Source organism: Pseudomonas fluorescens, assembly GCF_019212185.1.
Classification (GTDB): Bacteria; Pseudomonadota; Gammaproteobacteria; order Pseudomonadales; family Pseudomonadaceae; genus Aquipseudomonas.
Map to the genome: position 1 here is coordinate 78,006 of NZ_CP078138.1, position 24,140 is coordinate 102,145.

Annotated in this window: 15 protein-coding genes and 1 pseudogene; 8 read left to right on the forward strand and 8 right to left on the reverse strand. The window is 59.6% G+C overall.

The window, feature by feature from the left end; translation table 11 throughout:
- The first annotated feature begins 6 nt into the window (after nucleotides 1-6).
- The 3 genes from KW062_RS00390 to KW062_RS00400 all read left to right on the forward strand — a co-directional run bounded on the left by KW062_RS00390 (nucleotide 7) and on the right by KW062_RS00400 (nucleotide 10,422).
- Nucleotides 7-1,107 (forward strand): polyamine ABC transporter substrate-binding protein, encoded by a 1,101-nt coding sequence (locus KW062_RS00390; protein ID WP_027616771.1) that lies wholly within the window; start codon nucleotides 7-9, stop codon nucleotides 1,105-1,107.
- 161 nt (nucleotides 1,108-1,268) lie between these two features.
- Complete coding sequence (locus KW062_RS00395) at nucleotides 1,269-5,849, forward strand: dermonecrotic toxin domain-containing protein (protein WP_105753555.1); 4,581 nt, start codon at nucleotides 1,269-1,271, stop codon at nucleotides 5,847-5,849.
- 28 nt (nucleotides 5,850-5,877) lie between these two features.
- Entirely contained in the window at nucleotides 5,878-10,422 is a 4,545-nt protein-coding gene (locus KW062_RS00400) for a hypothetical protein (protein WP_105753554.1), read from the forward strand.
- 31 nt (nucleotides 10,423-10,453) lie between these two features.
- Here KW062_RS00400 and pdxR read toward each other — a convergent pair whose 3' ends face one another.
- The gene (gene pdxR / locus KW062_RS00405) at nucleotides 10,454-12,007 is read right to left on the reverse strand and encodes a MocR-like pyridoxine biosynthesis transcription factor PdxR (RefSeq protein WP_027616768.1); all 1,554 of its coding nucleotides are present in this window, start codon (nucleotides 12,005-12,007) and stop codon (nucleotides 10,454-10,456) included.
- Between the two features lie 90 nt (nucleotides 12,008-12,097).
- Here pdxR and KW062_RS00410 point away from each other — a divergent pair, with 90 nt between their 5' ends.
- The 3 genes from KW062_RS00410 to KW062_RS00420 are packed head-to-tail and all read left to right on the forward strand — an operon-like array spanning nucleotide 12,098 to nucleotide 13,865.
- The gene (locus KW062_RS00410) at nucleotides 12,098-12,727 is read left to right on the forward strand and encodes an FMN-binding negative transcriptional regulator (RefSeq protein ID WP_027616767.1); all 630 of its coding nucleotides are present in this window, start codon (nucleotides 12,098-12,100) and stop codon (nucleotides 12,725-12,727) included.
- 2 nt (nucleotides 12,728-12,729) lie between these two features.
- Nucleotides 12,730-13,176, forward strand: coding sequence for a GNAT family N-acetyltransferase (locus KW062_RS00415; protein ID WP_105753553.1), 447 nt, complete (start codon nucleotides 12,730-12,732; stop codon nucleotides 13,174-13,176).
- Between the two features lie 17 nt (nucleotides 13,177-13,193).
- Entirely contained in the window at nucleotides 13,194-13,865 is a 672-nt protein-coding gene (locus tag KW062_RS00420; protein ID WP_027616765.1) for a GNAT family N-acetyltransferase, read from the forward strand.
- A gap of 4 nt (nucleotides 13,866-13,869) precedes the next feature.
- Here KW062_RS00420 and KW062_RS00425 read toward each other — a convergent pair whose 3' ends face one another.
- From KW062_RS00425 to KW062_RS00440, 4 genes and pseudogenes are all read right to left on the reverse strand, one after another.
- Complete coding sequence (locus KW062_RS00425) at nucleotides 13,870-14,163, reverse strand: helix-turn-helix domain-containing protein (RefSeq protein ID WP_105753552.1); 294 nt, start codon at nucleotides 14,161-14,163, stop codon at nucleotides 13,870-13,872.
- Nucleotides 14,160-14,651 (reverse strand): annotated as a pseudogene (locus KW062_RS00430) (HipA domain-containing protein); the annotation flags it as partial. The pseudogene KW062_RS00430 and the gene KW062_RS00425, both read right to left, overlap by 4 nt.
- A 385-nt stretch (nucleotides 14,652-15,036) precedes the next feature.
- Nucleotides 15,037-16,842 (reverse strand): sodium-extruding oxaloacetate decarboxylase subunit alpha, encoded by a 1,806-nt coding sequence (gene oadA / locus KW062_RS00435; RefSeq protein WP_033865966.1) that lies wholly within the window; start codon nucleotides 16,840-16,842, stop codon nucleotides 15,037-15,039.
- A gap of 11 nt (nucleotides 16,843-16,853) precedes the next feature.
- Nucleotides 16,854-18,269: an acetyl-CoA carboxylase biotin carboxylase subunit gene (locus KW062_RS00440; RefSeq protein WP_027616761.1), complete on the reverse strand. Its 1,416-nt coding sequence runs from the start codon at nucleotides 18,267-18,269 to the stop codon at nucleotides 16,854-16,856.
- A gap of 192 nt (nucleotides 18,270-18,461) precedes the next feature.
- Here KW062_RS00440 and KW062_RS00445 point away from each other — a divergent pair, with 192 nt between their 5' ends.
- Complete coding sequence (locus KW062_RS00445; protein WP_027616760.1) at nucleotides 18,462-19,424, forward strand: LysR family transcriptional regulator; 963 nt, start codon at nucleotides 18,462-18,464, stop codon at nucleotides 19,422-19,424.
- Here KW062_RS00445 and KW062_RS00450 read toward each other — a convergent pair.
- Both KW062_RS00450 and hexR read right to left on the reverse strand, forming a co-directional pair.
- Nucleotides 19,366-19,578, reverse strand: coding sequence for a PA3496 family putative envelope integrity protein (locus KW062_RS00450; RefSeq protein WP_105753550.1), 213 nt, complete (start codon nucleotides 19,576-19,578; stop codon nucleotides 19,366-19,368). The genes KW062_RS00445 and KW062_RS00450 overlap by 59 nt on opposite strands.
- 104 nt (nucleotides 19,579-19,682) lie before the next feature.
- The gene (gene hexR, locus KW062_RS00455) at nucleotides 19,683-20,549 is read right to left on the reverse strand and encodes a transcriptional regulator HexR (protein WP_007896526.1); all 867 of its coding nucleotides are present in this window, start codon (nucleotides 20,547-20,549) and stop codon (nucleotides 19,683-19,685) included.
- Between the two features lie 330 nt (nucleotides 20,550-20,879).
- On the opposite strand from hexR, the gene KW062_RS00460 reads away from it, so the two are divergent.
- A complete protein-coding gene (locus KW062_RS00460) occupies nucleotides 20,880-21,194 on the forward strand; it encodes a hypothetical protein (RefSeq protein ID WP_105753549.1) in 315 nt (104 codons plus the stop codon).
- 45 nt (nucleotides 21,195-21,239) lie between these two features.
- On the opposite strand, the gene KW062_RS00465 is transcribed toward KW062_RS00460, so the two are convergent.
- Complete coding sequence (locus KW062_RS00465; protein ID WP_105753548.1) at nucleotides 21,240-24,125, reverse strand: putative bifunctional diguanylate cyclase/phosphodiesterase; 2,886 nt, start codon at nucleotides 24,123-24,125, stop codon at nucleotides 21,240-21,242.
- Nucleotides 24,126-24,140: the final 15 nt, after the last annotated feature.

The window sequence follows — 24,140 nt, forward strand, 5'->3', positions numbered from 1 at the left end:
ACCCGCATGAACAGTCTCAAGCGCTTCATCCTGCCAGCCCTGTGCGCCTCGCTGCTCAGCGTGGCGGCCCACGCCGAAGAACGAACGTTGCGCGTCTACAACTGGTTCGACTACATCACCCCCAAGGCCCTGGAGGACTTCAAGGCGCAGAACAGCCAAGTCAAGCTGATCTACGACATCTTCGACACCAACGAAGCCCTGGAAGCCAAGCTGTTGACCGGCAACTCCGGCTACGACGTGGTGGTCCCCTCCAATGTGTTTCTGGCCAAGCAGATCGATGCGGGGGTGTTCCAGCCACTGGATCGCAGCAAGCTGCCGAACTGGAGCCACCTCGACCCCAAGTTGATGAAGCTGATCGAAGCCAACGATCCGGGTAACCAGTTCGCCGTGCCCTACATGTACGGCACCATCCTGATCGGCTTCAACCCGGCCAGGATCAAGGCGGCCCTCGGCGATAACGCCCCCGTGGACAGCTGGGATCTGATCTTCAAGGAAGAAAACATCAGCAAGCTCAAGCAATGCGGCGTGGCTTTGCTCGACTCGCCGTCAGAGATCCTGCCGCTGGCCCTGCAACACCTGGGCCTGGACCCCAACAGCAAAAAGCCTGCGGATTACGCCCAGGCCGAAGCGCTGCTGATGAAGATCCGTCCTTACGTCACCTACTTCCATTCGTCCAAGTACATGGCCGATATCGCCAACGGTGACATCTGCGTCGCGGTCGGCTATTCCGGCAGTTTTTCCCAGGCCGCCAACCGCGCCAAGGAAGCCAAAAATGGTGTAGTCGTCGACATGCGTCTACCCAAGGAAGGCGCGCCGATCTGGTTCGACATGCTGGCCATTCCAAAGGGCGCAAAGAACCCCGACGATGCCTACACCTTTATCAACTACCTGCTGCAACCCCAAGTGATTGCACCGGTCAGCGACTTCGTGGGTTACCCGAATCCGAACAAGGACGCCACGGACAAGGTCGACCCGGCGATCCGCAACAACCCCAACCTGTACCCCACCGACGCCGCCATGAGCACGCTGTACACCCTGCAACCGCTGCCAAGGGATGCCGAACGCGCACGGACTCGTGCCTGGACCAAGATCAAGTCCGGCACCTGACGCTCGCCAGGCTTACGCTGTGATCGAGACCTGCGCCTGCGCAGGTCTTTTTTATCCTGGATATTTGTTTACCACCCTCGCCACGCCCGCTCTCACTACCTTGCCACGGACCGCGCAACGAGCCCCCATCGCTGCCCGTCTCCCACACACAGGAAGTGACCATGCCCGACCCTGACACCTCAGCCATACCTACCCTTGCCCCTGATCGCGAGGCCCTGCTCACCCAACTGGTTGCAGGCCCCTCGATCACGGAGGTCGCCACACGCGCCTTGCAGCCGTCTCTGGATAAGCTCTACCCGCACTTGAAGATCGATCCGCGCCTGGCAGTGGTGGTGACACCGACCAGGATGGTCCAGGGCCCGCAGCTTTTACCCGGAACCCATAATTTCGAATCCTTGACCGATGCCCTGGTGCGCCATGGTGTGACTGGCACGAGCGCGGTTTATCTGGATGGCGAAAACTTTCTGACGCTTCAACCTGAAGACCTGGTGCCGCCACAATTACCCGTCAGCATCGACGCCATCGCACGCCTGATCAACGAATTGGCGCCGCTGTTGTTTGTCGCCTTTCAGGAGCAGCAGGTCGACTACTGGAACCAGTTCAGCCGAAGCTCGGTTGCACGCTGGAAAACCCTGTCCAACTCGTTGAGCGAGTTCTGGAACCTGCAGACAAACCCCGGCTGGGACAGCGAGCAGACCGCCATGGCGCGCAATCTGTACCTGTTCCCGGTGAAAAGCGCGCGAACCTTGCTTGATCCGTACCGTTCCCGCGCCTGCCTGATTGACCTGGACTCAATGCACGGGGATGTCTCGACCCACGGCAACATCCTCGATGTCGCCGTGCTGATCGGCTCGCTGGAAAATCGCACCCTGATCCTGACGCATAACATCACCCTGGGTTTCCAGGCCTACGACTCACTGCAGGAGTTGGGTGATTCCTTGCTGAACTCCGTCGGTGGGATCAAGCCCGGCGCGACCCTGCACTGGCGCTTGATCGAACCCGACGGCAATTATTTCGACCATCTGGCGTGCAACCTGATCGCCCTGCAGGCCGACGCAATTGGCGCCCTAAAGGACGACAGGAATACCGCGATTCCGGACCTGGCACCCCACATCAGCCGCACGCAGAGCCAACTGGACCCCACCGATAAAAAAGCGCCGTCGCGTTTCAATCAGGTCGAACAAGCGCTGCCGGAATGGTTGGTCAGCGCCTCATCCGGCGACCTCACCGCCTACAGCCGCCACCTCATGGACCTCGCCACCGTACAGCAGCAAAACGCCGAAAAGTCCTTCCTGGACGGGATCCAGCCGATTCGTAAATACGCTGAGGACGTCTTGCGCCAGGCCATGATCGAACAGCATGCCGATGCCTCTACGCTGGACCTTACTGACATCGAAGTGGTGGTCGAGAGCGTGGTGGTTTGGGGCAGCTTCGTACCGCTGGTGGAGCCCGAACGCACCACCTTGAGCCTGGTCGACCTGGCACTGCAAAACCTGATTGCCCTGCCCACGGGTAACAAATCCGTGCGCAGCCGCCGCGGCACGTTACTCCCGCAATGGATGACCTCGGCCTACCTGGAAGCATTGATCACCAAGGTCAACATCGGCCAGGTCTACCCGGAACTGATCAAAAGCAGGCTGCTCGGCACCCCGCTGGAGAGCTTGCAGCGCCAGAACCTGTTCACCAGCCATTTGCGGGTCGAATTGCCATTGCGCGCCCTGCAGCAAAAAATTCGCCGGCAGGCCGGGATCGACGAACTGGGTTATCGCTATGTCGCCGCCGTGGTCCAGGTGGTGGATGCCAAGCGCTGGGTCGATGGCCAGGAAATTGTCATTCGTCCGCTGGCCTTCAAGCCGGGCTGGCGACCGGGAGACTCAACCGACGAAGTGACCAATATGTTCGTGATCGGTCCCAGGCAGATGGACCAGGGTCCGTGCCTGCTCTACCGCCCGCTACTCGATCAGCCGCTGAGCCAATACCCCACACCGGCCAACCTCATTTACGCGATCAAGCACGTTCCGGGACTGCGCCAGTCGGTGCTGGCCTGGTTGCCGGATGCATCGCGTGCCAACTACACCAACTACGTGTTCACCGGTGACCGACCCAGCGCCTGGTCGCTCTCGCAACTGCTCGCCGACCCTCTGGGCTCGCTGCAACTGAGCGGACCGCTGACTCTGGGCTCCCAGGTCATCGCCGGTGGCTATCTGCCCCATCTGTATAAATCCAACGTCAACGCGTTGGTGGAAATGGCACAACGGCAATCGCTGTCCAATGCGCAAAATCGCTGGAACACCTTCAAGCGCGCGTCCTGGATGCTGCTCAATGCGGCGCTGCCTTTTCTTGGACGCACCGTGGGCACCGCCGCCTGGATCTGGCAGGTACTCGATGACGTGCAACAAACCCTCGACGCCAGCGAGACCGGTGACCGCGAGCGCCAGAAAACCGCGATGACCGACCTGTTGCTGACCCTGGCCATGGTCCTCGCCCACCATGCCGGCAGCCGCAAACCCGTGAACCGCTTGCTTGAGGAAAAGCCACCCGCGCCACCTGTAAAAGGAACAACGGAAAAAGCCCCGGCGCTGACGCCTACCCTGGTACAGCAGCCCGATGTCATCGGCGAACATCCGGCCCAACATCGCCTGTCGATCAACACTGACGCCGCGCTGAACCTGAACGCAACCCTGGAGCGGTTCTCGATCACCCCGCCCGAACCCTTCACCTCGCCCGCCAATGGCAGTGGAATCCATCATCATCTTCATCAACACGGGCAACGCTACTACGCAGCGGTCGGTGAGCGCTGGTTCGAGGTCTCGGTCGAGGACTCGGGGGAGGTCGCGATCATCGACTCACGGCAGCAACCTGCGCGCCGCGGACCACGCTTGATCCGCAATAAAACGGGCAACTGGTTTGTCGATACCCGACTGCGCTTGCGCGGTGGCGGATTGCCGAGCCGCCGCAAGGTTTTACAACAGCAAAACAAAGCGCGTATTGCCGAACTCAAACAGCAATTGCTCGATTTTGAACGTCAGCGCGATCAAGCGCGCATAGACCTGACCGAGGCGCATAACGCCACGAAAAACACCCTCGACGACACGGCACTGCAGGCCGCGCAATCGCAATTTTTGCAGAAGCTCGAGCACGGCTCCCACGAATACACAGCCCCCATCGAACAATTGAAGTCACTGAACCTGCTCGACACGGTTCCCAATTACCGCACCGCCATGGTCGAAATGCTCGGCACTCAACTGTTTCTCAACCAGACTTGGCTGGATCAGCGCAATGCCATCTTCGGCCAGACCTTGGGCGAGACACTGGAGTTGCTTGACGCGGATAAACCCGTGTCGAGCCCCGACGAGCGCGCAACGTTTCGCAAAATGGTCGACCTGTGCGAGGAGACCATCGGCAAACTCGAGTTTGCCCACTCACGTTTCCAGGAGCTCAGTCGGTTGGGTAAAACCGCTGCCGAGGTTGCAAGCACTTATCAGGCGCGCCTGCCGAATTACGAGCCCCGCACCCTCAAAGCACTGCAGGTATCACTCGGTCGTGAGACCTGCCTGAAGGAGAACACCAGCACCACGCCCACTGAAGCGGAGAACTCACTCGACGGTCTGCTGGACTCCACCGACCTGGTGATTCAGACCTCGCAGGAACTGATGCAGGACAAAGGCGCCTGGAAAATCGACGAACGCCTCGAGGGTCTCAACGCTCTGCTTGAGCAGTTCGCCACGATCGACCAGTCGCTCGAGGATTTCGCCCTCAGCCACAAGGATGAGGTGCTGGAGCAACCCTTCCAGCACCTGAGGATGCGGATTAATGAGTTCCAGAGCGAGACCGAGGGCTACTTGGGGCAGTTACTGCGCGAACAGCTGTCGCTCGAACCCCGACCCGGCCCTTCCAGGCCCGCACAGCAGGCACAAAAAAGAGTGATCAAGACGCGCTTCAAGGGCACGGTGGTCGGAGAGATGCGCCCTCAGGTGGCAGGCCAGCCAACGCTGCTGGATGTGAAAGCGCCCCTGACTGGCGCGGTGATTGCCACCTTTCATGAGAAAACCCCAGGAGTCTGGCTGGAGCGCTTGAGCCCTGGATCGCGCCGGCCAGCCGCTAATCTGCCCGATCTCTCCACGCAACTGGTTCAAGCGCGCATGCTGTTGAGTGGCGTGGATAGCTTCATTCGACAGACAGAATCGAGCGCGAACAAACCTGGCCGTATCCCGGTGGAAATCGAGGAGCAGTTCCAGCAAAAAGCCGACCAGCTCCACGAGGCCGCCAAAAATCTGCAGCGGACCCCGTCGCAAACCAACACCACCGCCGACCCTGCGCCCCTCATCAAAGCGCTGGATGAAGCTCGCGAGCGACTTAATGCCGAGGGCTACCGGATACGGGTCGACATGCTTAAACGCCAGCCGCCCACCGCCGCGCGGATCGAATGGCTGAAGGGCAAAAATGAAATCGATATCGTAGCGCTCGGTGAACGGCGCCGGCTCAAGGGGACACGCAAGGACTTCCTCCAGGAGTACGAAATTCGTGAGCGACGCAGCGGGCAACCGTTGTGGTATGCGCATTTCCACTACGCCAGCCTGGATGCCGCGCGCGAAGCCTTTACAGCCGCCCATCTCAAGTTCAGCGATCAACGTCTGCTGGCCGGCCCCTTTGACGTACGCACCGCCACCAGCGCGCAAATGATCGCGGTCTATCGGAGTGCGATCAGCCCACAACTGGCCAGCTCGCTGTTTTTTGCCTGAGCCCCAAACGTCAAAAAGGATCATGACGATGACAGAAACCCTGGTGAATACCGACGCCCCCAACCTGCTGAAAAAGAGTCAGGTCATTCAACAAATCAGTCGCGGCCCGACGATCGAAGAAGTCGCCGCCCAACTGCTGCGCCAAGCCCTGAAGGCGATCTATCCCGACCGTGATATCGATCCGGATCGAGCGATGATCGGCACGCCTCAATGGCGCTTGGTGGACGACTCTCTTGCGCCGATGCCGACCCGGTTCGAGTCGCTGACAAAAACGCTGATACGGCAGTTTTTCACTTCCAGCAGGGCCAATTACCTGGAGGGCGAACACTTCCTGACAATGGACCCGCTGACTCACCCGGTGGTGCATCTGGATATCAGCATCGAAGCCATTGCCACGCTCCTGAATGACCACGCACCGCTGCTCTACGTAGCTTTCGGGGAGTTCCAACTGGAGTACTGGAACCATAAAGGTCGACATGCCGTGCATTGGCTTGAGCTGTCCGCGGCCTTGCGCAAAACCCTGGATGTGCAACAGGTCAAGGGCTGGGATCATGTCCAGTGCCAAGTGGCTCGGGCCGTCGCACGCGACCCTGATAAAAAGGAACGGCAGCGCCATGATCCCGCGCTTTCGGCAATCAGTGCGTGTCTGATCGATGTCGATACGGTCGATGCCCAAGGCATCACACGCCACCAGCTGCTGGCTGGTGCAGCCGTGCTCAAAGGGCGATATCAGGACCGCGATCTGCTGATGATGTACACGGTCGAAGACGGGTACAAAACGTTCGACAGCCTGGCACAGCTGGGTGCTTCGCTGCCGGAACGCATCAAGACGCTGGCGCCGGGACAGAAGCTTGTGTGGCAGTTGTATGAGCCAGAAGGCAACTTCTTCGATCACATGGCCTGGGCCCTGGTCACAAGTCAATTGGATGCCATCCGCGCAATTACCCAGGAGGGGCCTGCCGGCAAATCGGACAGTGCCCCCAGCTCAGCCGATCTGATCGAAAAGGCTGGTCTTGAGGAGAAGAACACCCTCGTCAGCCTGGACAGCGCCATACCCGACTGGCTGTTCGACGCCTCAGCGACCGACCTCGACCACTACAGCCAGGCAATCGACGCACTGGGAAAACTGCACAAACACAGTGACAAGAAGCTGTTGCGGATCTCTCCCATCGACACCTACGCCCAGCAACGCATGCGCGAGGCGATCATTGCCGAGAGGCCATCCGCCGCCAAGCTGGCGCTCGACAACCTGCGCATCACCATTACCAATAGTTTTGAGTCCGGCGGGCTGACCTTGCCCAACCCGCTCGACGTGCACACCGAAACCCTGGGCGAATATGCCCTGCAGAACAATGCACCGTATCAAGCCACGCTGCGCTTCGAACCACCGCAGCCCGTCCCCGCATGGCTCGACGCGGCTTACCTGACGACCATCGCCAGCCAGGTTGATATCGGCGAAGCCTACCCGCGCCTGATCCGTGACAAACTGCTCGATGACCCGGAGCAGGCGCCGTTGCAGCGCGATTTCTATATCAACCAGATACGCACCCTGCTGCCGTTGATTGCGCTGGAGTGCAAGATCCGCCGCATCGGCGGCATTGATGAACTGGGCTACCGCTACATCCGCGAATGGCTCAATCCACCACCAGCCCACTCACACCCGGTGCTGATACGTCCGCTGACCTTCGTCCGCTCCGGGACCACCGAGGGTGACACCGTTGCCAACATGTTCATCATTGCCCCGCAGCACCCTGCAGGCGGCCCCTGCCTGCTCTATCGACCGCTGTTCGAACAACCGTTGCTGCAGTTTCCGTCAACGCAAAACCTGCTGTATGCCCTGCACCAACCGGGCGAGTTAAGGGATTCGGTGCTGGCATGGCTGCCCGACTCGAACATCACCTTCAAATACGCCCAATATACTTTCCCCGTCGGCCTGCCCAGCCCTTGGCTCAGCACTCAGCTATTGTCCGAACCCTGGACCTCCGTGAGCTGGGCCGGACCCGTCGAGCTCTCAGCCAAGGCGCTGACAGGCGATGTCTTTCCTACCCTGTTCAACACCCATGCCCTGGCCATGGCCGAACTCGCCGACCGCCAGTCGCTGTCCAATACTCAACGTCGCTGGGCCATGCTCCAGGACAGTGGATGGGCACTCTTCAACGTCGCGGCGAATTTTCTCGGGGGTACGGCCGGCGCTGCGATTTGGATCTGGCAAAGCCTCGCTCAACTTGAACAGGTGCAGCGCGCCTGGCAACGCGGCGATACCCATGCCCAATGGAGCGCCATCGGCGACATGCTGCTGAATCTGGGGATGATCCTTGCCCATCACGCCGCCAGTCGACGCAAGACCGGTCCGCGCACAACCCGGCAGCTAGACCAGGAAGCGTGGCTCAAGAGCACCGATATTGTTGTCACCCAGCCCGCCGCCACTCCGGACGTGACGCTGCGAGCCGACATGCTGACGGGTGAACTGCCCTCCAACCATCTGTCCTCGCTTGAGCCTAATGGCTCGGTGCCCCACCGCTCGCCCACGGCATTGGCTCACTACCTCGATAGCCTGGCAGTGAGGACCCTCGATATCACCAAGCCGGAGGTGCAGACCTTGCTGCGCGACAAAGCCTCGTTATACCAACTGGACTCACGGGTCTATGCACAGGTCGGCGAACGCTGGTTCCAGGTTCAGGAAAACGAAGATCAGCACGTGCAAATCGTGTATCCACACTCACCCTCGAAGACTGGTCCGCTGTTGATTCACAACCAACAGGGACAATGGTTTGTCGACACCCGGCTGCGTTTGCGTGGAGGGGCTGGCGGCACCAGTCTGCGCAATGCACTCAGGGCACAGCGCCAGGCCAAGGAGCAGGAAAGGAACCAGTTGGGTGCCACACTGGAAACCTTCAAGCGTCAGGAACCAGCCAACAACGCCGCATTGAAAAAAGCTCAGTCCGACATGGAGGCCACAACCGGAGCCGAGCACGAACAGGCAACCGCGCGGTATTTGGGTCAAGTGGAAAAGCTTATCGGTGAGTACGACCAAGCTTTGCAAACCCTCGTGCAATGGCGCCTGAAAGGCGGCACAGAAGGCTACCTGAATGACATGCAGCGCCTGTCGATTGAGCTGCAAAAGAACCTTGCGCTGTGGTTCGCACTCAAGCGCACCCGCTATACAAAACTCACCCAAATGCTGGCCGATGACGCCGAGTTGGATTCCACCAGCCTGTTCCAGACATACGTCGAAGGCGTCAGGCAGACCATGGCATTGAGCCATGAACTCATTGCCCGCCTGGAGCTTTCCCAGAAATCTCTTGCAGTCCTTGAGGCCACCGGCAGCGCGGGCATGACCACGGCACAAAGCCTGCGCAAATTGCTTCCGGCGTTTAACCAATGGGACTTGAAGTCCAACGAAATCGGTATGTCCCATGAAATCTGTTTGCGCGGTACTGCCACCGTAAACGTTGAGCCGGCTCGCGAAGCGGTGGGATCCCTGATTCTCGAGGCCGCCACCGCTGCCCACCATCATTCGGCCATGCTCAGATCGCCCCTGGATGCCGAATCCAGCGCCCAGCGGATCGAACATCTGACCCGCCTGATCGACGTCTATGCCGACGCGAATCAACGACTGACCGACCTGCCTGGCGAATACCCCGATAAAATTGAAGCCACTGAGGTTGCACGGGTCGGCGCCTTGATTGATGAGTTCAAGCAGTTGGCCCAAGAGCAACTGGATACTCTCCTGCCGGATAGGGAGCGTATCGAGCCGCCGACGCCCCAACCACCGAGTGCAGGGCCATCTCGGCCCGTGGGCAAGGTCACCAAGACTCGGCCGCGCAATGCACCACCCGCAAAAACCTCACCAGCGGCCGAATTGCCTCTGGCCGAGTTTCTGCCTGCCAAGCCCAAGGCCAATGCGCCACCCCTGGTTGACGACATCGATATTCTCGACGACGCGCTGGCACTCAATGAAGGCGTCCAGGACTTTATCGAGCGAACCCGTAAAGACGCCTTCAGGCCCAATCGGATTCCGGCGGACATGCAGGACGTGTTCGATCAACAGGCGCAACGACTGGAGCAAGCCGCAGTCAATGTCGAGCCAGCGCTGGAACGCCTGCGCGCTTCAGGAAAAACCCGGCCTCCTGTCGGCAATCTGAGCCAACAACTCAACAACGCGGCCCTTCAATTGCGTAAACAAGGCGTCAGTGTCCGCGCCGCTCTGCTGAAGAGTCGTCAACCTCGTCAGGCGTACGTGCAGTGGCTGCTGGACAACAATCAGGTGCGCATCGTCAGGAACGAACAAGGTCGAATCAAGACCAAAAAGCGCCAGGATTACTTTCAGGAGTATCGGATTCTCGACAGCAGCCATAACGACCAGGTGCTGTGGCTGGCGCACTTTCACTATGACTCGCTTGCCGCGCCCGCCCATCAATTCAGTGTTGCTCACCTGAAGATTGCCGACCCGCAGTTGCAACAGTTAAGTAAAGAGCAGCGCCTGGCGCTCACTACCCTGGCACCCATCGACTACGTGCTGCGACGCATCAGCGACCCATCCCTGTTTCTGAAACTCGAACAGCAGTCCTGAGGCCAGCGGACGGGGTGCGAGCCCGTCCGCTTCACCCCACGCCCCACGCCTTGCGTAAACGCTCGAGTGCCGCCGCTATCGCCGCTTCGGGCACGGCGGCAAACCCCAACACCAGTCCGGCGCGCTGGTCTTCAGGCGTCACCGAATCTGCCAGCCAGTAACTGCTCAAACCATTAATCTCGACATCGACACTGCGCGCGAGATCGATTAATTCCCGCTCACGCGAGAGGCTGTCGACCGACACCGTCAGGTGCAGCCCGGCCGCCACGGAGGGCAGCTTGCCAATGCCGGGGACACCTGTGGGCCAGCCGTTCAATACGGCATTGCGGCGGCTCAGCGCGGCCCTGCGCATACGACGGATGTGCCGCTGAAAATGGCCGGCAGCCATGAATTCGGCCATCACCGCCTGGGTGCTGACTTCAGAATGCCGCACATCCACCGCGCGGCGCCGGGCGAATGCGTCCACCAGCCCCTGCGGCAGCACCAGATATCCCAAACGCAACGCGGGGAACGCGACCTTGCCGAAGGTGCCGACGTAGAGCACCCGCCCCTGCCGATCCAGGGCCGCCAGAGGCGCCAAGGGTGCGCCGCTGTAGCGGTACTCGCCGTCGTAATCGTCCTCGATAATCCATCCGTTGCTGCGTTCGGCCCAGGCCAACAGCTCCAGGCGCCGTGCCAGGCTCATGATGACCCCAGTGGGGTATTGATGGGAGGGCGTGACATAGGCCAACCGGCAATCGGCCAATGCATTCAGTTCGGCGCAACTGATGCCTTCGCTATCCACTGATACACCGTGTAAACGCGCGCCGGCGACCGCGAAAGCATGCCCCGCCGCGCGATAGCCGGGGTTTTCCACAGCCACGCCATCCCCCGACGCCACCAGCAGCTGTGCACAAAGGCTGATTCCCTGCTGCGCGCCACTGGTGATCACAATTTGTTCAGCGCTGCATTGCATACCCCGTGAGCTGCGCAGATAGGCGGCAATCATCCCGCGCAGACGTGCATCGCCTTCAGGAGCGCCATAACACAACTGCTGCAAATCCGGTTTGCGCCAGAAAGCCGCGTTGAGCTTGGCCCAGACCTCGAATGGGAACAGATCGAAAGCCGGTACGCCGACCCGAAATGCCCGTGGCGGCCCGCTGGGCGGCCGGGGTAAATGATGCTTTTCGACGCGCGCCAAGGCGTCGCTGTGGATAACTTTGCTGGATAAATCAACAGGTGAATCCAGCCAATTTGTGGATAAGGCTGTGGGTAAGCCTGTCGATAACCCTGTGGATACTTTTGTGGATAGTTTTCCGGGTGGTAACGCATTTGCCGGTAATTGCGCCACATAGGTGCCATCGCCTACCCGTCCCTCAATGAAGCCCTCGGCATACAGTTGATCGTAGGCACGTACCACGCTGTTGCGCGATATCGCCAGGGCCGCGGCCAGATCCCGACTCGCCGGTAACCGGGTGCCGCTCGCCAGGCGGCCGTCGAGTACACGCGTGCGCAGTGCCTGATAGAGCTGACGGCTCAAACCCTGACGACGGTCGAGCGTGATGCCCGCCGGGTTGAATGACAAGGAAAGCGGCGCATCGGTCATGGCAATGGACCTATGAAATTGGTCTTGAATGGCTCTTACAACAGACCAATAGCCTGCCTAGGATGCACACATTCGCCAAGGAAATTTTCCATGTATACGCCCAAAGCCTTCGCCATCGACGATTTACCGACACTGCAACAGCACATGCTCGACACCCGGCTGGCGATTGTTGTAACCCAGGACGAACAGGGCCTGCAGGCCAGTCATCTGCCATTGCTGCTGGATACCGCACAAGGCCCGAATGGCACCCTATACGGGCACTTTGCCAAGGCCAATCCGCAATGGCGGGCGTTACAGGAGGGTGCCGAGGTGCTGGTGATTTTCCCCGGTGCCGACGCCTACGTGAGCCCCGGGTTTTATCCGTCCAAGGCCGAACACGGCAAAGTCGTGCCGACCTGGAACTATGTGGCTGTCCACGCGTACGGCAGCGCCGAGGTGTTCACCGATGCCGAGCGTTTGCTCACGCTGGTCAGCGCGTTAACTGATCGGCATGAGGCGGGCCGCGTCCAGCCCTGGAAAGTCGTCGATGCCCCCGCCGACTACATCGACAGCATGCTCAAGGCCATCGTCGGCTTTGCCCTGCCGATCCAGCGCCTGGAAGGCAAGCGCAAACTCAGTCAGAACCGCAACACCACAGACATCGCCGGCGTACGCGAAGGGCTGAGCGCCAGCCCCGACCTCCACGACCAGGCCCTCGCCCACTTGATGCCCAAGGAATGAACATGAGTCAGATCGAGATTCGCCGAGTCACCGCCGCCGACCACGCCGCCTGGCTGCCGCTGTGGCAAACCTACCTGCGCTTCTACAACACCGAACTGCCGGACGCGGTCAGCGAAAACACCTGGCAACGCCTGCTCGACCCCAGCGAACCGACCCACGCCGCGCTCGCCTGGGCCGACGACAAAGCCGTCGGCATGGTGCATTTCATCTACCATCGCTCGAACTGGAGCATTGAAAACTCCTGCTACCTGCAAGACTTGCTGGTCGCACCTGAAACCCGTGGCACTGGTGTCGGCCGCCAGTTAATCGAGTTCGTCTACAGTACCGCCAAGGCCGACGGTTGCTGCAAGGTGCACTGGCTGACCCACGAAACCAACGCCACCGCGATCCAGCTCTATGAGCGCATTGCCGAGCGTCCCGGTTTCATCCAATTTCGCAAAACCCTTTGAGAGGCCAGGAGAAACACATGACGATTTCACTCGCAGACTGGAAAGGCGTCCCGCCGCCGTCGGTGCAATTGATCGAAGGACGCTTCATACGCCTCGAAAAACTCGACCCGGCGCGCCATGCCGAAGGCCTTTTCAACGCATTTCAGGGCCCCGGCGCCGACCCGAAACTCTGGGATTACCTGCCTTACGGCCCCTTCACCGAGCGCAGCGTTTTCAATGACTGGCTGAACAACCACGCCGCTCACAGCGACCCGTATTTCTTCACCGTCATCGACCGTGTCAGTGGCGATATTCAGGGCATCCTCAGCCTGATGTCGATCGTCCCGGCTCAGGGCCGCATCGAAATCGGCCACGTCACCTTCGGCGCACCGATGCAGCGTTCGCCGAAAAGCACCGAGGCGGTTTACCTGTTGGCCAAGCACGCTTTCGAGCTCGGCTACCGTCGCCTGGAGTGGAAGTGCAACAACGGCAACGCCCGCTCCAAGTACGCGGCCGAACGTCTGGGCTTCAGCTTCGAAGGCGTGTTCCGCCAGCACATGGTGGTCAAGGGGCAGAATCGTGATACCGCCTGGTATTCGATCCTCGATGGGGAATGGCCAACGATCCGCGCTGGGTTCGAGCAGTGGCTGGCGGACGACAATCAGACCGCGACCGGTCAGGTGAAGACGCTGGTGGAGTGCCGCGGCTGATGGGTCAAAGGGGTGACGCCTGATTGATCGCCCGGCGAATTTTCACCACGCCCATTTGCATGCCAAATGGGCGCAATACGGCGTTAAGCGACTTCAGCGTCTGATTGCCTTCCCCGTGCTCAATGTGGACCAGGGTGCGCACCGAAATTTTGCACATCCTGGCGAACTGACTCTGGTGCAAACCAGTGACCTCAACCCGCAAGCGGCGCACGGCGTCACCGATGCTCAAGCTGTCCTCGGCCAGGCCTTGCTGAATACCTTCAATCAGCAGCGTCCGCTCTGCCACGCTCATGCTCATTGCAAACCCCACTCCTTTAAACGTTGCTCAAGATGCCGAAGCCCTATGCGCGGATGATTCATTGTCACCTCTGGCAAACCGCTAGCGGTCAATAGATCCGGGAGCGCAAGCAGGCGCGCAGCCTCATTGCGCAACCGCTCGAAGATCACGGGAGAATCGACGATCCCCGTCAGAGCCTCACACACGCCACGCCAATCGACATCCCCTGCTATCTCCAACTCCCGTGACCATTTGGTGGTGCGGGTAATGCCTTCGTCGTCCATCACCATGGGTGCCAAATCGTAAATGGGCGCCAGTTCGAATGAATCGGCGTGGCGAATGATTGCGGTATTACGACCGTGGTTATCGGAATTGCCGAGGATTTTATTGAGCAGGTCACGACGCAGGTAATCCAGCACCAGATCCTCGACCTGCGCGTCTTGGCCAGCAGATTGCCAGAGACCGGCGAGCAGCCAGATCACGTCGAGGTGATTCATGGCACTCCCAGGCAATCGGAGCGGTGGCGCTCACGGCACCCGCGAAAGGGCTGGGGATATTTTCAATATGCTCAACCAGATAGCTGGTTTCGTAACCAAAGCTGCAGCGGCTGTCGAAACCTCGTTCGGGTTCATCAAACGTCACGGTCATGGCGTCCTGCCAATTTCCGACGCTATAAATCTGCAGTGTCAATGCCAGCATCGTTTGCTCCTGCATTTTAATGCACGTTGATTCATCAGGCGTTTACTGTAGATGCAATATAGTGCATTCAACAACGATGAGCAGCACTGATAGATGCATTAAAATGCATTTAGCCTAATAGGTGCATATAAACCGCACAAAAAAAGGGGAGCATGTGCTCCCCCGAGGTAAAACGTTGCAGATGAAGGCGTTTGATCAGCCTTCGATCTCGATCAGGATTTCACCCGGATTGACACGGTCGCCCTTGGCTACGTGAATCGCGGTGACCTTGCCGGCGATGGCCGATTGCACTTCGGTTTCCATCTTCATCGCTTCGGTGATCAGTACGGCCTGGCCGGCTTTGACGGTGTCGCCTTCCTTGACCAGCACGTCGACGATGTTGCCCGGCATGGTGGTGCTGACGTGACCCGGTGCAGTGGCTTGCTTGCGCTTGCTGCTGCCGCCGCCGACGAATTCGTTGAGCGGTTCGAACACCACTTCTTCCGGCATGCCGTCAATGGACAGGTAGAAGTGACGCTTGCCTTCGGCCTTGACGCCCACACCAGTGATGTCGACGCGGTAGGTTTCGCCGTGCACGTCGATGACGAACTCAGTCGGTACCCCTTCGCCGCCCGCCGAGGCCACGCCGCCTGCTTCAGGAATCGGCAGCAGGACTTCCGGAACCAGGGTGCCGGCTTCGCGCTCCTCGAGGAACTTGCGCCCGATATCCGGGAACATGGCGTAAGTCAGCACGTCTTCTTCAGACTTGGCCAGTGCGCCGATGTCGTTGCGCAGCTTGGTCATCTCCGGCTTCAGCAGGTCCGCTGGGCGCACGTCGATCACTTCCTCGTTGCCGATTGCCTGGCGACGCAGATTCTCGTCAACCTGGCCTGGCGCCTTGCCGTAACCGCCTTGCAGGTACAACTTCACTTCATTGGTGATGGTCTTGTAGCGCTCGCCAGCCAGCACGTTGAAGAACGCCTGGGTGCCGACGATCTGCGACGTCGGGGTGACCAGCGGTGGGTAGCCGAGGTCGTGACGCACCCGCGGAATCTCCGCCAGCACTTCGCTCATGCGGTTCAGAGCGCCCTGCTCTTTCAACTGGTTGGCCAGGTTGGAAATCATCCCGCCCGGTACCTGGTTGACTTGCACACGGGTGTCGACCGCAGTGAATTCGCTTTCGAACTGGTGGTATTTCTTGCGCACGGCATAGAAGTACAGGCCGATCTCTTGCAGCAATTCCAGGTCGAGGCCGGTATCGAACTCGGTGCCTTTAAGCGCGGCGACCATCGATTCGGTGCCCGGGTGGCTGGTGCCCGAGGCGAAGCTGGAGATCGCGGTGTCGATGTGATCGGCACCGTTTTCGATCGCCTTGAGTTGGCACATCGCGGCCAGGCCGGCGGTGTCGTGGGAGTGGATGAACACCGGCAGCGATTGCTCGCTCTTCAGTGCCTTGACCAGCTCGCCGGTAGCGTACGGGGTCAGCAGGCCAGCCATGTCCTTGATCGCCACCGAGTCGCAACCCATGGCTTCCATCTGCTTGGCCTGGTTCACGAAGGCGTCGATGGTGTGCACCGGGCTGGTGGTGTAGGCGATGGTGCCCTGGGCATGTTTGCCGGCGGCTTTCACCGCTTCGATCGCCACGCGCAGGTTACGCACGTCGTTCATCGCGTCGAAGATGCGGAACACGTCGATACCGTTGACTGCCGCCTTGGCCACGAAGGCCTTGACCACGTCGTCGCTGTAGTGACGGTAGCCCAGCAGGTTCTGGCCGCGCAGGAGCATTTGCAGACGGGTGTTGGGCAGTGCCGCGCGCAGTTTGCGCAGACGCTCCCACGGGTCTTCCTTGAGGAAGCGCACGCAGGCATCGAAGGTCGCGCCGCCCCAGCATTCCAGCGACCAGTAGCCGACTTTGTCGAGCTTGTCGCAAATCGGCAGCATGTCTTCGGTGCGCATGCGGGTGGCGAGCAGCGACTGATGGGCGTCGCGCAGGATGGTGTCGGTAACGTGGATCTTGGACATTGTTATATTCCTCACAGGCCTGCGTGGGCGGCGATGGCGGCGGCGATGGCCAGGGCCAGCTCTTCGGGTTTGCGCTTGATCGAGTAGTTGGTCAGTTCAGGGTGGCTTTCGACGAAGCTGGTATTGAACTGGCCGCTACGGAATTCCGGGTTACGCAGGATTTCCTGGTAGTACGCGGCAGTGGTCTTGACCCCTTGCAGACGCATGTCATCCAGCGCGCGCAGGCCACGATCCATCGCCTCTTCCCAGGTCAACGCCCAGACCACCAGTTTCAGACACATCGAGTCGTAGAACGGTGGAATGGTGTAGCCGGTGTAGATCGCTGTGTCGGTACGTACGCCGGGACCGCCGGGTGCGTAGTAACGAGTGATCTTGCCGAAGCTGGGCAGGAAGTTGTTCTTCGGGTCTTCGGCGTTGATCCGGAACTGCAGGGCGAAACCGCGGTGCTGGATATCTTCCTGTTTCACCGACAGCGGCAGGCCGGACGCAATGCGGATCTGCTCACGGACGATGTCGATCCCGGTGATTTCCTCGGTGATGGTGTGTTCCACCTGCACCCGAGTGTTCATCTCCATGAAGTACACCTCGCCCTCGGCGAGCAGGAACTCCACGGTGCCGGCGTTCTCGTAACCCACGGCCTTGGCCGCACGTACCGACAGGTCGCCGATGTAGGCGCGCTGCTCGGGCGTCAGTTGCGGGCTCGGGGCGATCTCGATGAGTTTCTGGTTGCGGCGCTGGATCGAGCAGTCACGCTCGAACAGGTGCACCACGTTGCCAAAGCTGTCGCCGAGGATCTGCGCTTCGATGTGCTTGGGATTGACGATGCACTTTTCCAGGAACACTTCCGCCGAACCGAAGGCCTTGGTGGCTTCGGAAATGACTCGCGGGAAGTTCTGTTCGAGTTCTTCACGGCTGTTGCAGCGACGAATACCGCGGCCGCCACCACCGGAAGTGGCCTTGAGCATCACTGGGTAGCCGATACGGTCGCCTTCGGCCAACGCTTCCTCGATGCCCGAGACGTTGCCTTCGGTGCCCGGGGTTACCGGCACGCCCGCCTTGATCATGCTGCGGCGCGCTTCGGTCTTGTCGCCCATGCGACGAATGACTTCCGCCGACGGGCCGATGAACTTGATCCCGCGCTCGGCGCAGATATCCGCCAGTTCAGCGTTTTCCGACAGGAAGCCGTAGCCTGGGTGCAACGCATCGCAACCGGTTTCCACCGCCAGGTTCACCAGCTTGCGCGGGTTCAGGTAGCCGGCCAGCGGCTCGGCACCAATGCTGTGAGCCTCGTCGGCACGCTTGACGTGCAAGGCATGGCGATCGGCATCGGAATAGATCGCGACCGAGCGAATGCCCATCTCGGCGCAGGCACGTACGATTCGTACGGCAATCTCACCACGGTTGGCGATCAGGATCTTTGTTATCACTTGGAGTTTCCCTTGAGCCGGTTGCTACCCACGACCCGCTAGACTGGGGTCGGCGCGTGACTAAATGTTTCAAGTCAGTCGCAGGGCCACACTATCCCGCTCAAGGAATTAACAAAAATCAATAATAATTGGGTTAGTCATAAGTAAAGACTTATAGTTAAACCATCGACTGCCGGCCGGAGCCTCTATAAGATGCGTAAGTCATTGATGCGTATGACATTACGTCAGCTTCAGATCTTTAACGAGGTCTGCGATTTGCGTTCCTACAGTCGCGCAGCTGAAGAAATGTCTCTCACTCAGCCGGCCGTCAGCCTACAAATTCGTCAGCTTGAAGAGCTGATTGGTCAACCTTTGTTCGATTATGTCGGCAAAAAGCTCTACATGACCGAGGCCGCTGAAGCGTTACAGCGAGCCAGTCGAGACATTTTCGGCCGCCTGGAAAACCTCGATATGCAGCTGTCCGACATGCAAGGATCGCTGCAGGGACAACTCAAACTGGCGGTGGAATCCAGCGCCAAATACTTCGTCCCGCACCTGTTCGCCGCCTTCAAGCGCCAGCATCCGGAGGTCAATCTGCAGCTGACGGTAGTCAACCGCGGCCAGGTCATCCGACGCCTCTCGGACAACCGCGATGACCTGGTGATCATGTCCATGGTGCCCCAGGACATGGGCCTGGAGTTTCTGCCCTTCCTCAATAACCCCATCGTCGCAGTGGCCCCACCGGATCACCCGCTGTGCCACATGGGGCCATTGCGCCTGCAGGACCTGGAGCCCTATACCTTGTTGCTGCGCGAGCCGGGCTCAGGGACGAGACTGGCCTGTGAGGAGTATTTCAAGGAAAAGCGCGTGCACTTCAACCAGACCCAGGAGGTCTCGTCGGCCGAAGCGCAGCGTGAATGCGTGGCGGCGGGTCTGGGCATAGCGCTGTTGACGCGGCACGCCCTGAACCTGGAGTTGGCAACCGGCGGTCTCAAAGAGCTGCCCGTCGAAGAGTTGCCGTTGTTCCGCAGCTGGTGCCTGGTGCAAGCCAAGGCGAAGCGCCTGTCACCGGTGGCACATGCATTTCTTGGATTTATCCGCAGCGAACGCGTGCAGATCAGCGCGCTGGTTGAGCGCTTCGGCGGGAAGTTGCCGACGCCGCCTGCCAGTAATTGAGTTCCAGACTGTCGGGAAAATCGCCTATTTCAGCGAGAAGTTGCCGCTGCTCGCAGCGATCTTCAATCGCACGACGGAACGCCATGCGGCGCTGATCTTCTTGCTGACGGCGGGTTTTGACAGCGCTGTTGCGTTCTTCGTAGGGCTGGGCCATTTCGAGTCTCCCAAGGCGTGTACGGGAGTTTCACGATAGGGCTCGGGGATGACGGTTTGGCGGCGCGAGGGTTACAGACAGATGAATGTTGACCTCATCCGGACTTAGTCATCCAGCGCTTTCACCGACTTGGGCGATAGCCGCAGGCTGCGAAGGCTGCGTTTGACGCTCTTGAGGTGATTGACCAGGCTCGGTCCGCGCGCCATGGCAACTCCCATGGCCAGGACATCGATCACCACCAGGTGGGCGATCCGCGAGGTCAGTGGCGTATAGATTTCGGTATCTTCATGCACGTCGATCGCCAGATTGACAGTCGACAGCTCAGCCAATGGCGTCTGGCTCGGGCAGAGAGTGATCAAAGACGCGCCGCTTTCACGCACCAGGTTGGCGGTAATCAACAAGTCCTTGGAGCGGCCCGACTGGGAGATACAGATCGCCACGTCACTGGGCTTGAGCGTCACCGCCGACATCGCCTGCATATGCGGGTCGGAATAGGCCGCGGCCGTGAGCAGCAAGCGGAAGAACTTATGCTGGGCGTCCGCCGCCACGGCACCCGAGGCACCAAAACCGTAGAACTCGACACGCTGGGCCTGGGACATCAAGGATACAGCCCGCTGCAGCTCCACAGGATCGAGCTTCTCGCGAACCTCCATCAGCGTGTGCAGGGTGGTGTCGAAAATTTTCAGGCTGTAATCGGCGACCGAGTCGTCTTCGTGAATAGCGAACTGTCCAAAACTCGCGCCGGCCGCCAGGCTCTGCGCCAGTTTCAACTTGAGATCCTGGAAGCCGGAACAACCGATGGCGCGACAGAAACGCACGATAGTCGGTTCGCTGATGCCCACACTATGGGCAAGATCCGCCATGGAGCTGTGCATCACCGCCGCAGGGTCAAGCAGCACGTGATCGGCAACCTTGAGCTCCGATTTGCGTAACAGGTGGCGAGACTGGGCGATATGTTGCAACAGGTTCAAAGGGCAGGACTCGTCGGTAGGGGCTGGCGCCGGGGAGGTAGTACGCTTGTAGTTATACTACAAGAATCCGCTTTTTGCCTGCCCAATGCGTAACCGCGTCCCTCGATTTCAGCTGGGCGCACCTCATGTAGCACTGTCAGGCGGGCGCGTTATCCGCTGCCACCCCTCGAACCAGGCTTCCTGACCAGTTATTCAGGCACTCAACCCAGTTGCGCAAGCCAAATATGTAACCTTACAAACACACTAATTAAATACCGCGAAAATCAGAAGTGCCTTGGTTAAATCCCATGCGCAGGAAGCAATTAATCTTTAATCATGGAGCATTAACCAATGACTGTTAAAAGCAAAAACTGGACTGCACAAATCGATCGCATGCCCGGCGCAAAGCCTAATTTCCGTGTCTACGGAACCGTCACCGTTGCCCACCCGGGCATCACGCCGAAGCTGGTCAAGAGCCCGGTACAGGACACGCCATATCTACCACTGGAGCTGATTCTGGAAAGCAATGATGGAATCAACATTCAGGTCGAGACAGACAAGTTTGTCGAATACAAAGTTGAAGGCGACTACCCTGTAAGCGCCGTTGGAATCCACTATAAAGGCCAACTAATCCAGCACATCGATGAAGTGCTGGTCACCCAGTAAATCCTCATTAACCTCCCGACAGTGCACCTATGACTTTCGGGAGGCTCACTGACGTTTCAAGACTTGAACGGCATCCCGCTCACGCAGCAGACACCCAAGCCCCTCGGCCTCCATCGGCCTGCTGATCAAATAACCCTGCACTTCGTCACAGCGTTCGGCCTTGAGGAACTCGAGCTGCTCGACTCGCTCGACCCCTTCAGCCACCACCTTGAGCGACAGGCCATGGGCCATGGCGATGATTGCTCGGGTAATGGCCACGTCGGCATCGCCCTCGCCAAGCCCGCGAATGAAGGCCTGATCGATTTTCACGTAATCCACCGGAATGCGTTTGAGGTAGCTCAACGACGAATATCCAGTGCCAAAATCGTCGATAGCCAGCTTTACCCCCAGATCGCGCAATTGCCGAAAGGTCACGATGATGTGCTCAACACTGTCGAGTAACTGGCTTTCGGTCAGCTCCAGCTCCAGGTAGTGCGGCGCTAGTCCGGTTTCATCAAGGACCTGGCGCACCAGACTGACCAACTTGCCCTGGCGCAATTGATGGACCGATAGATTGACCGACACCCGGATCGGCTCCAGCCCCTGACGCTGCCACTCACACGCCTGCCAACAGGCCTGGCGCAATACAAACTCGCCAATCGCGCCGATCAGCCCGGTCTCCTCGGCCAGGCCGATAAAATCCCCCGGCGGCACCCGCCCCATCGTTGGGTGATCCCAGCGCACCAATGCCTCAGCGGCGTTCAGGCGACCTGTGGCCAGGCACAGCTTGGGCTGGTAATAGACTTTAAGCTGCTGCTCCTCAATGGCCTTGCGCAATTGGTTTTCCAATTGCAATCGCTCAAGGGTACTGGCCTGAAGGCTGTCGGTATAAAACTGGAAGTTGTTACCTCCCAAATGCTTTGCATGCTGCATGGCCATATTCGATTGGCTGACCAGCGTCGAAATTTGCCGGGCATTGTCCGGCAACATGCTGATACCCATCGACGCACTCACGACCAGCTCATGCCCTTCGATGGTCATTGGCACGCGCAGCTTATTCGCCAGTCGGGTCGCCACCCGCGCCAGGCTCGACAAACTGCCATAGGCATCGAAAAGCACGGCAAACTCATCGCTGGACAGGCGAGCGATGGTGTCCGCTTCCGGCAGCGCATTGACCAGGCGCCGAGCCATCTTCTGCAACAGTTGGTCGGCCACATCATGACCAAGGCTGTCATTGAGTAACTTGAAACGGTCGAGGTTGATATGCAGCAACGCCAGACTGCGACCTCCCTGCTGCACGCGTTGATGGGCTTCATGCAGGCGCTCACGGAACAACGAACGATTCGCCAGGCCCGTCAGGTCGTCATAGTGGGTCAGGTAGCGCATTCGTTCTTCAGCGGCGCGGCGCGCCGAAAGATCGGCGAAGAACCCTACTATATGACTGACGTTTCCTCGGCGATCGCGCACTACGCTTAGTTGCAGCCATTGCGGATACAGCTCACCGTTTTTACGGGCCTCGACCAGTTCTCCCTGCCAATGACCCGACTGCTCCAGGGCTTTCTGGATCGATGGAAAGTGCCGACGCGCATCACGACTGCAGGGTAGCTCGACCACATTGCGCCCCAGCAGATCCTCCATCTGATAACCGCTGACCCGGCTGAACGCCTGATTGACGGCAATCAGCATGTAGTTCGGGTCGAGGATCACGATGCCTTCACTGGCCGCTTCAAACACCGTCGCCGCTAACTGGCGTTGCTCCTCCAGATCTTTGCTGACGCTGATGTCGCGGCGCGTCCCGACCATGCGCAACACCCGCCCTGCCGGGCTGCGCTGCACGGCGCGCCCCCGATCTTCGATCCACACCCAATGTCCGTCGCCATGGCGCACCCGATATTCGATCTGATAGTCCTCACTGCGCCCCTTCAGATGCTCCACCAACGCCCGCCGCAGCGGCGGTAAGTCCTCAGGATGCAAGCGCGGTTTCAATTGACTGGGCATCCCGGTGACGAAAGCCGGCTCAATACCGAGCAACTCTTCAAGCTGGGTGTGGTGCACTTCATCGGTTTGGAGATTCCAGTCCCACAAGCCCAATTCACTGGCCTTCAGCGCCAACGCCAGACGGGCTTCGCTTTTGCTCAAAGCCTGATTGGCGTCGTCCAGTTCAAGACTGCTTTGCGCCACCCGGCCTTGCAGCTCAACCTGTGCGGCGCGCAATAGCGCTTCCGCCTCGCGGCGCTGTTCGACTTCCCGCGCCAGGGCCTGGTTAAGCTGATCACTTTCACTTTGCGCCTGCTGCAGGTGCTCGATCAGCGCCTGATTCTGGAAGCGGCGCAATAACCGTCCATGGATCAAGCGATTGACCTGCCATGCCACCACACTCAGGGCGCCCAGCAGGATCAAACCAAGCCAGCCCCATCCCTGCTGTTGTTCGTTCGCTCCCCAAAACAGATAACCAACGGCTGGCAGCAGACAAGGCAGGGTAAATGACAGAAAAGCCGGCGCGCTGACCGCATACGCCACACTGGCCGAGAGTGTTGCCGCACCGATCAGGCCGAATACCCAGGCTTGCTGAAGGAAATTGTCGGTGGGCGCAAGGGCGATGCCGGCTGCGGCCAGGGTCAGGCCGCTGACGGCGGATCCCAAGAGAAACATGCGTCGCCAGATTGGCTGGGCTTGACGGCTGGGCATCGCCGAATCGAAGGCCGCCACTTGAATGACCCGCAATGCCACCAGTAATAACAGCCACACCAGCCAGACACTGATCAGCCAAGAGCGCGGCGGACTCCAGAGCAGGCCGGCGCATACCAGGCCGTTGAGTAACATGAACAACGTCGGCAGCAGCGAGCCCTGATAAAGCAGCCGTGTGCGCTCAACCGCCAGCTCCATGGCGTATTGCTTGCGGATAACCTGCGGCTCGACAAAGGCGCCAGCCAGGCTGGAGTTGGGGGTCATAGGCAAGGATCTTGT

Coding starts and splice junctions, on each gene's coding strand:
- KW062_RS00390 (WP_027616771.1), top strand. CDS start 7: ATGAACAGTCTCAAGCGCTTCATCCTGCCAGCCCTGTGCGCCTCGCTG.
- KW062_RS00395 (WP_105753555.1), top strand. CDS start 1,269: ATGCCCGACCCTGACACCTCAGCCATACCTACCCTTGCCCCTGATCGC.
- KW062_RS00400 (WP_105753554.1), top strand. CDS start 5,878: ATGACAGAAACCCTGGTGAATACCGACGCCCCCAACCTGCTGAAAAAG.
- pdxR (WP_027616768.1), bottom strand. CDS start 12,007: ATGACCGATGCGCCGCTTTCCTTGTCATTCAACCCGGCGGGCATCACG.
- KW062_RS00410 (WP_027616767.1), top strand. CDS start 12,098: ATGTATACGCCCAAAGCCTTCGCCATCGACGATTTACCGACACTGCAA.
- KW062_RS00415 (WP_105753553.1), top strand. CDS start 12,730: ATGAGTCAGATCGAGATTCGCCGAGTCACCGCCGCCGACCACGCCGCC.
- KW062_RS00420 (WP_027616765.1), top strand. CDS start 13,194: ATGACGATTTCACTCGCAGACTGGAAAGGCGTCCCGCCGCCGTCGGTG.
- KW062_RS00425 (WP_105753552.1), bottom strand. CDS start 14,163: ATGAGCATGAGCGTGGCAGAGCGGACGCTGCTGATTGAAGGTATTCAG.
- oadA (WP_033865966.1), bottom strand. CDS start 16,842: ATGTCCAAGATCCACGTTACCGACACCATCCTGCGCGACGCCCATCAG.
- KW062_RS00445 (WP_027616760.1), top strand. CDS start 18,462: ATGCGTAAGTCATTGATGCGTATGACATTACGTCAGCTTCAGATCTTT.
- KW062_RS00450 (WP_105753550.1), bottom strand. CDS start 19,578: ATGGCCCAGCCCTACGAAGAACGCAACAGCGCTGTCAAAACCCGCCGT.
- KW062_RS00460 (WP_105753549.1), top strand. CDS start 20,880: ATGACTGTTAAAAGCAAAAACTGGACTGCACAAATCGATCGCATGCCC.
- KW062_RS00465 (WP_105753548.1), bottom strand. CDS start 24,125: ATGACCCCCAACTCCAGCCTGGCTGGCGCCTTTGTCGAGCCGCAGGTT.